At 72.8% G+C, this 7,705-nt stretch carries 6 protein-coding genes; 1 reads left to right on the top strand and 5 read right to left on the bottom strand.

Annotated elements, in window-relative coordinates:
- Positions 1-124: 124 nt before the first annotated feature.
- On the bottom strand, positions 125-742 hold the full coding sequence (locus tag AB0E96_RS35655) for a TetR/AcrR family transcriptional regulator (protein ID WP_359830051.1): 618 nt from the start codon (positions 740-742) through the stop codon (positions 125-127).
- A 74-nt stretch (positions 743-816) separates the two neighbouring features.
- Between AB0E96_RS35655 and AB0E96_RS35650 the strand changes: the two genes are divergently transcribed.
- Positions 817-2,037: an amidohydrolase family protein gene (locus AB0E96_RS35650; RefSeq protein WP_359830050.1), complete on the top strand. Its 1,221-nt coding sequence runs from the start codon at positions 817-819 to the stop codon at positions 2,035-2,037.
- A gap of 207 nt (positions 2,038-2,244) precedes the next feature.
- On the opposite strand, the gene AB0E96_RS35645 is transcribed toward AB0E96_RS35650, so the two are convergent.
- From AB0E96_RS35645 to AB0E96_RS35630, 4 genes are all read right to left on the bottom strand, one after another.
- Positions 2,245-3,840 (bottom strand): glycerol-3-phosphate dehydrogenase/oxidase, encoded by a 1,596-nt coding sequence (locus AB0E96_RS35645; protein WP_359830048.1) that lies wholly within the window; start codon positions 3,838-3,840, stop codon positions 2,245-2,247.
- Positions 3,841-4,014: 174 nt separating this feature from the next.
- On the bottom strand, positions 4,015-5,535 hold the full coding sequence (gene glpK, locus AB0E96_RS35640) for a glycerol kinase GlpK (RefSeq protein WP_359830046.1): 1,521 nt from the start codon (positions 5,533-5,535) through the stop codon (positions 4,015-4,017).
- 96 nt (positions 5,536-5,631) lie between these two features.
- Positions 5,632-6,351: an MIP/aquaporin family protein gene (locus AB0E96_RS35635; protein WP_359830044.1), complete on the bottom strand. Its 720-nt coding sequence runs from the start codon at positions 6,349-6,351 to the stop codon at positions 5,632-5,634.
- A 396-nt stretch (positions 6,352-6,747) separates the two neighbouring features.
- Entirely contained in the window at positions 6,748-7,512 is a 765-nt protein-coding gene (locus tag AB0E96_RS35630; RefSeq protein ID WP_359830042.1) for an IclR family transcriptional regulator, read from the bottom strand.
- Positions 7,513-7,705 lie beyond the last annotated feature (193 nt).

Below are 7,705 nucleotides of genomic sequence, written 5' to 3'. Positions count from 1 at the left end.
CCGGGGGGGCGCCGGGCGCCGCGCCTGTCGCCGGGGTGGGGCCACCGCAGACCGTGGTGGGGGCCCCCCAGCCGGCGTCTCCACCGGCTCGTCGGTCCATCGGGCCCGTGAGCCGGCCGGGCCGTCAGTCCAGCAGCCCCGAGAGCACCGCCGCCGTCGCCGCCAGCAGGTCCTCGGCGACCGCGCCGCCCGCCGCCGTCCGGGCCAGCAGGCCCTCCCGTGCCGCCAGGATCACCGTCGCGGCCTGCACGGCGTTCGCGCCCGGCGGCACCAGCGTCGGCAGCGCCCGTTCCAGGACCCCGGCCAGCGCCCGCGCGACCGCCCGGTCGTGCGCGGCGACCTGCTCGGCCAGCGACTCCGTCCGCGCCGCGACCAGCCGGAACTCCAGGAACAGCAGGATCCACCCGGCGTCCGTCGGCTCGACCCGCACCAGCGCCTCGACCAGTCGCTCCGCCCGCTCCCGGGGCGCCAGCCCCTCGCAGGCCGCGGCCAGTTCCGCCAGCGCGGCCATCCGCTGCGCGGCCTGGTCGTCGAAGAGCGCCAGCAGCAGTTCCTCCTTGCTGCCGAAGTTCGAGTAGAAGGCGCCTCGGGTGTAGCCGGCGGCGGCGCAGATGTCCTCGATGCTCGTCCGGGCGACGCCCACGGAGAGGAACAGCTCGCTCGCCGCGGCGAGCAGCCGGGCCCGGGTGTGGACGCGGCGTCGGGGTGGTCGGGGAGCGGTGTCGGCGGGGGGCGGGTTCACAGGGGCACGATACATGGTGTATTCAGTACGAGTCGTATTCAATACGAGACGTACTGAAACGAGGGGTCGCCACCGTGAGCCGCCTGCTGATCACCAACGCCCACCTGCTCCACCCCGAGGACGGAACCCGCACCGACCTCGGCTGGCTGGAGGCCGCCGACGGCCGGATCGCCGCCACCGGCACCGGCCGGCCGCCCACCGCCACCGAGGACGTCCGGGTTCTCGACGCGGCCGGCGGCACCGTCCTGCCCGGCCTGATCGACGCCCACGTCCACCTGCTGGTCACCTCGCTCGACTTCCACGACCTCGCGAACTGGACCCCCGGCTACGCCACCGTGCGCGCCCTCGCCGAGGCCGAGCGCATGCTGCGCCGCGGCTTCACCACCGTCCGCGACGTCGGCGGCGCCGACCACGGGATGGCCCGCGCGCTGGCCGAGGGCCTGGTGCCCGGCCCGCGACTGCTGCACGGCGGCAAGGCGCTGTCCCAGACCGGAGGCCACGGCGACCTGCGCCCGCTCGGCGAGGACGCCCTGCCCTGCTGCGAGTCCCGCCCGCACTTCGGCCGGATCGCCGACGGCGTGGACGCGGTGCGGGCCGCCGCCCGGGACGAGTTCCGCAAGGGCGCCCGCCACCTCAAGGTGCTGGTCTCCGGAGGCGTCGCCTCCCCGCACGACGAGATCGGCGCCGTCCAGTACAGCGAGGAGGAGATCCGCGCGGCCGTGGAGGAGGCCGACAACCACAACCGCTACGTCACCGTGCACGCCTACCACCCGCGCGCCATCGACCGCGCCCTGCGGGCCGGGGTGCGCTGCGTCGAGCACGGCAACCTGCTGGACGACGGCACGATCGCCCTGCTGCTGGAGAAGGAGGCCTTCCTGGTGCCCACCCTGGTCGCCTACGAGCAGACCGCCAGGCTCGGAGCCGCCTCCGGTCTGCCGCCCGCCTCCCTCGAGAAGCTCACCGAGGTCCGCGACCGGGGCCTGGAGGCGCTGGAGCGCGCCCACCGCGCGGGCGTCGACCTCGTCTACGGCAGCGACCTGCTCGGCCCGCTGCACCCGGCCCAGCTGGAGGAGTTCACCCTGCGCGCCCAGGTCCAGCCGGTCGCGGACGTGCTGCGCTCGGCGACCACCACGGCGGCCCGGCTGCTCGGCATGGCGGGGGAGATCGGCACCCTCGCCCCGGGCGCCCACGCCGACCTGCTGGTGCTCGATGGCGACCCGCTGGCCGACCTCACCGTGCTCACCCGGTCCGACCTCCACCCGAAGCGGGTCGTCAAGGCGGGCGTCCCGGTCTGACGGTCCCGCGGTACGCGAAACGGCGGGCGGGCGCCCGGGGAAACCCCGAACGCCCGCCCGCCGCAACGGAATCGCGTGGTGCCTGCCTGCTCCGGCGCTTCGCGAGGCTGTGCCTACTTGGTCCCGCGCTTCGCGAGGCTGTGCCTACTTGGTCCCGCGCTTCGCGAGGCTGTGCCTTACTTGCTCCCGCGCTTCGCGAGGCTGTGCCTACTTGCTCCCGCGCTTCGCGAGGAAGGCCTCGACCTCGGCCTTGATCTCCGGCGTGTCCAGCCCGCGCACCGTCATCGTGGTGCGGCGGCGCAGCACGTCGTCCGCGGTGTACGCCCACTCGTTGTCCGCCGCGTACGCGACCTGGGCCCAGACGTCCGGACCGTCCTCGTGGATCGGCCGGCCGAGCTCCGGGTTCTCGTCGATCATGCGGGCGATGTCGAAGGACAGGGTGCCGTAGTGGCTGGCGAGGTGCTTGGCGACCAGCGGCTCCATCCGCGAGCCCGGCTCGCGGTCGATCAGCAGGCGGTGCGCCACCGCGTTCGGCGCGCCGACGCCCGGCAGCGGGACGGTCGGGGCGATCGGGGACATGTCCTCGCCGAGGCTGGTGCCGGGCACGTGGGCCAGCTTCTCCAGCACCGCGCGGCCGATGTGCCGGTAGGTGGTCCACTTGCCGCCGGAGACGGACAGCATCCCGCCGCGGCCCTCGGTGACGACCGTCTCGCGCTTGGCGGCGGCGGTGTCGCCCGGGCCGCCGGGCAGCACGCGCAGGCCGGCGAAGGAGTAGGTGATCAGGTCGCGGTCGAGGTGCTCGTCGCGGATCGCGTGCGCGGCCTCGCCCATGATCTGGTCGATGTCCGCCTCGGTGGCCCGGACGTCCTTCGGGTCGCCGGTGTACTCCTCGTCGGTGGTGCCGAGCAGGACGTGGTCCTCCCACGGGATGGCGAAGGAGACGCGGTACTTGTCGATCGGGATGGTCAGCGCGGCGCGCCACGGCGAGCGGCGCTTGACGACCACGTGCGCGCCCTTGGAGAGGCGGATCGACGGCGCGGCGCCGGCGTCCTCCATCTTGCGCAGGTGGTCCACCCACGGGCCGGTGGCGTTCAGCACCAGGCGGGCGTCGATGCCGAACTCGCTGCCGTCCAGGCGGTCGCGCAGGTCGGCGCCGGTGACCCGGCCGCCGGTGAAGCGCAGCCCGGTGACCTCGGCGTGGTTGAGCACCACGGCGCCGGCGTCGACGGCGGCGCGCACGGTCATCACGGCGACGCGCGAGTCGTTCATCTGGTGGTCGCCGTAGACGGCCACCGAGCGCAGGCCCTCGGTGCGCAGCGCGGGCACCTGCTGGGCGGCGTGGGCGGCGGTGGAGACCCGGCCCATGCCGTCGCGGAAGGCGGACAGCGCCGAGTACAGGAAGACGCCGGCGCCGAGCTTGGCCGCGCCGTGCGGGCCGCCCTTGTAGACCGGCACGAAGAAGGTGAGCGGGTTGACGAGGTGCGGGGCCACGTCGGTGGAGAGCGCGCGGCGCTCCTTGTGGTTCTCCGCGACCAGCTTGACCGCGCCGGTCTGCAGGTAGCGCAGACCGCCGTGGACGAGCTTGGAGGAGGCGCTGGAGGTGGCACCGGCGAAGTCGCCGGCGTCGACCATGGCGACCTTCAGGCCGGCCTGGGACGCGGTCCAGGCGACGGCCGTGCCGAGGATGCCGCCCCCGATCACCAGCAGGTCGTAGGTGGCCTTGCCGAGCAGTTCGCGGGTCTCGGCACGGGAGGCGGTGTGGCCGGCGGTGCGCTCGGCACCCAGGGTCGGGATGGTTGCCATGGTGGTTGTGTACGGCGCTCGGGTCGAGCGGCGCCGTTACTCCTCTCGGGTGCGGTGCGGCCCCTGCTGGAGAGGCCGGTCGGCCCGGTGCGGCGGGCCGGTGAAACACGGTGACGCCCGTTGCCGGAACAGCGGGCGGCCGGCCGGGGCACGAGGCCCCGGCCGGCTGGTCGGTCAGTTGTTCTCTTCCTCTTCCACCCAGCCCATGGTGCGCTCCACGGCCTTGAGCCACTTCTTGTACTCACGCTCCCGGGTGGCCTCGTCCATGCGCGGGGTCCACTCGGCGGCGCGGTGCCAGTTGGCCCGCAGGGTGTCGAGGTCGTTCCAGAAGCCGACGGCGAGTCCGGCCGCGTAGGCGGCGCCGAGGGCGGTGGTCTCGGCCACGTACGGGCGCTCGACCGGGGCGTCCAGGACGTCGGCGATGTTCTGCATGAGCAGGTTGTTGCTGGTCATGCCGCCGTCGACCTTGAGGGCGGTGAGCTCGACCCCGGAGTCCTTCTGCATGGCGTCGACGACCTCGCGGGTCTGCCAGGCGGTGGCCTCCAGGACGGCCCGGGCCAGGTGGCCCTTGGTGACGTACCGGGTCAGACCGGCGATCACACCGCGGGCGTCGGAGCGCCAGTACGGGGCGAACAGGCCGGAGAAGGCCGGGACGAAGTAGGCGCCGCCGTTGTCCTCGACGGTGTTGGCGAGGGTCTCGATCTCGGCGGCGGTGGAGATGATGCCGAGCTGGTCGCGCAGCCACTGGACGAGCGAGCCGGTGACGGCGATGGAGCCTTCCAGGGCGTACACCGGGGCCTGGTCGCCGATCCGGTAGCCGACGGTGGTCAGCAGGCCGTGGTACGAGTTGACGATCTTCTCGCCGGTGTTCAGCAGCAGGAAGGTGCCGGTGCCGTAGGTGGACTTGGCCTCGCCCTCGTCGAAGCAGGTCTGGCCGAACAGCGCGGCCTGCTGGTCGCCGAGCGCGGAGGCGACCGGGACGCCGGCCAGGTCGCCGACGGCCTCGCCGTACACCTCGGCGGAGGAGCGGATCTCCGGCAGGACGGACATCGGGACGTCCATCGACTCGGCGATCTTGTCGTCCCACTGCAGGGTGTGCAGGTTCATCAGCATGGTGCGGCTGGCGTTGGTGACGTCCGTGACGTGCTTGCCGCCGTTGACACCGCCGGTGAGGTTCCAGATCACCCAGGTGTCCATGGTGCCGAACAGGATGTCGCCGGCCTCGGCGCGCTCGCGCAGGCCCTCGACGTTGTCCAGCAGCCAGCGGATCTTCGGGCCGGCGAAGTAGCTGGCCAGGGGGAGGCCGGTCTCGCGGCGGAAGCGGTCCTGGCCGACGTTGCGGCCCAGCTCGCGGCAGAGCCCCTCGGTGCGGGTGTCCTGCCACACCAGCGCGTTGTGCACGGGCTCGCCGGTGTTCTTGTCCCACAGGACGGTGGTCTCGCGCTGGTTGGTGATGCCGATCGCGCGGATGTCGTCCTTGGTCAGGCCGGCCTTCTCCAGCGCGCCGCGGACGACCGACTGCACCCGGGTCCAGATCTCGGCGGCGTCGTGCTCGACGTAGCCGGGCTGGGGGAAGATCTGCCGGTGCTCCTGCTGGTCGACGGCGACGATCCGGCCGTCGGCGCCGAAGATGATGCAGCGGCTGGAGGTGGTGCCCTGGTCGATCGCGGCGATGTAGTTACCGGTGGAGGTCATGGGGAGGGTCCTCGGCTCGGGTTCGGGGGTGACGGGGTGGGTGGGCCTGACGCGTTCGCTCGGTCAGTCCCCGTGTGCGGCGGGGTCGAACCCGTCCTAGAAGATGGCGTTGTACACGCCGCCGGCCGCGAGGCCGCCCAGGATCGGGCCGACGACCGGGATCCAGGCGTACGACCAGTCGGAGCTGCCCTTGTTCGGGATCGGCAGCAGGGTGTGGGCGATGCGGGGGCCGAGGTCACGGGCCGGGTTGATCGCGTAGCCGGTCGGGCCGCCCAGCGAGAGGCCGATGCCGACGACGGTGAAGGCGACCATCAGGGTGCCGGTGCCGGACTGGGAGAGGCCGGAGTTGGTGCCGATGGTGAGGATCGCGAAGCAGAGCACGAACGTGCCGATGACCTCGGTGATCACGTTCTGGATCGGGTTCCGGATCTCCGGGCCGGTCGAGAAGATGCCGAGGGTCGGCTCCTTGTTCTCGTTGAACTGGCCCAGGTAGGTGGCCCAGACCAGCACGGCGCCGATGATCGCGCCGAGCAGCTGGGAGCCCAGGTAGAGCGGCACCTGGCTCCACTCGCCGCTCTTGACCGCGAGCGCGATGGTGACGGCGGGGTTGAGGTGGGCACCGGACTTCGGAGCCGACATGTAGGCGGCGATGAGGACCGCGAAGCCCCAGCCGAAGGTGATCGCCAGCCAGCCGGCGTTGAGGGCCTTCGACTTCTTGAGGGTCACGGCGGCGCAGACGCCACCGCCGAGAAGTATCAGGGCGGCGGTGCCGAGGGTTTCGCCGACGAAGACGTCGCCGTTGGAGAACGCGGACACAAAGACTCCCTTGTCCATATGGCCCGGAGGGTGGTGGGGGCAGGCGATCGGTCGATCGTCGTGCGGGTGAGCTCACTGTGGGAGTGATCTCTCCGGCCACTGTTCGACAATGTCGACCGTCATGCGGAAGCTTCCTCCCCAGGTCGGCCCCACGTCAAGGCGGGGTTACGGAGCTGTGACCCTCACCTTGACCGGTCCGTCGACGTTACCGAGCGGAGCGCGTCGAAACAGGACAAAACGCCAGAGGCGCGGACAGGCCTCCCGCCCGTCCGCGCCTCAGCGTGACGAATCGGCGGCTCTCGGCGAGCCGCCCGTGGATGTGCTCGGAAGGGCGGTCGGAACCGCCTCGCTCAGGACCGCCGTGCCCAGGACCGCCGCCGCCCGGAGTCGCCGCGCTCAGAACCGCCCGGCGCCCAGGTCGCGGGAGATCGCCCGCGCCGCGCTGCGCACCGAGGCCACCAGCGAGGGCTTCACGAAGCCGTCCTCGCAGACCCGCTCGACCGCCCCGCTGATGCACACCGCGCCCACCGGGTTGCGCCGCCGGTCCTGGATCAGCGCGCCGATCGAGGCCACGCCCTCCCAGGTCTCCTCGATCGAGTCCGCCCAGCCGCGCTCCCGGATCAGCGCGCACTCGGCGTCCACGTCGGCGGCCTCGGTCAGCGTCCGCACGGTGTACGACTCGTACGGGCTGTCGCCCAACTCCCCGCGCGCGACCGGGTCGTAGGCCACCAGCACCTTGCCCAGCGCGGTGCTGTGCAGCGGCTGCATCGAGCCCACCTCCAGCACTTGCCGGGTGTCGTCCGGCCGGAACACGTGGTGCACGATCAGCACGCCCTGCTGGTGCAGCACGCCCAGGTAGACCGTCTCGCCGGCCGCCCGGGCCAGGTCGTCCGCCCACACCAGGGCCCGCGCCCGCAGCTCGTGCACGTCCAGGTAGCTCTGCCCCAGCCGCAGCAGCTCGGCGCCCAGCTGGTACTTGCCGCTCTCCGGGTCCTGCTCGACGAAGCCCTCCTGTTGCAGCGTGCGCAGGATGCCGTGCGCCGTGCCCTTGGCCAGGTCCAGCGCCGTCGCGACCTCGGACAGGCCCAGCCGGCGCTCGCCGCCGGCCAGCAGGCGCATGATCGCGGCGGCCCGGGAAAGCGACTGGATCGGGCCGGGCATGGGAACCTCCGCGCTGACAGGCGGTCGACATTGTCGACCGCGGTGGTGACGGGACGAGTCTGCCAGGCCGCGCTGGCTCCGTGCACCTTCCCCCCGGGTAACCCACCCTCGGCCCCGCCGACCTGCGGCCCGACCCGCCTGCCGGCCCGCCGTGCGGCCCGCCGCACACGCGCGGTGCCGGGCCGGCCCACAC

The sequence above is a fragment of the Kitasatospora sp. NPDC036755 genome (assembly GCF_040636595.1).
GTDB lineage: Bacteria > Actinomycetota > Actinomycetes > Streptomycetales > Streptomycetaceae > Kitasatospora.
This window is presented reverse-complemented; position numbering and strand designations above follow the sequence as displayed.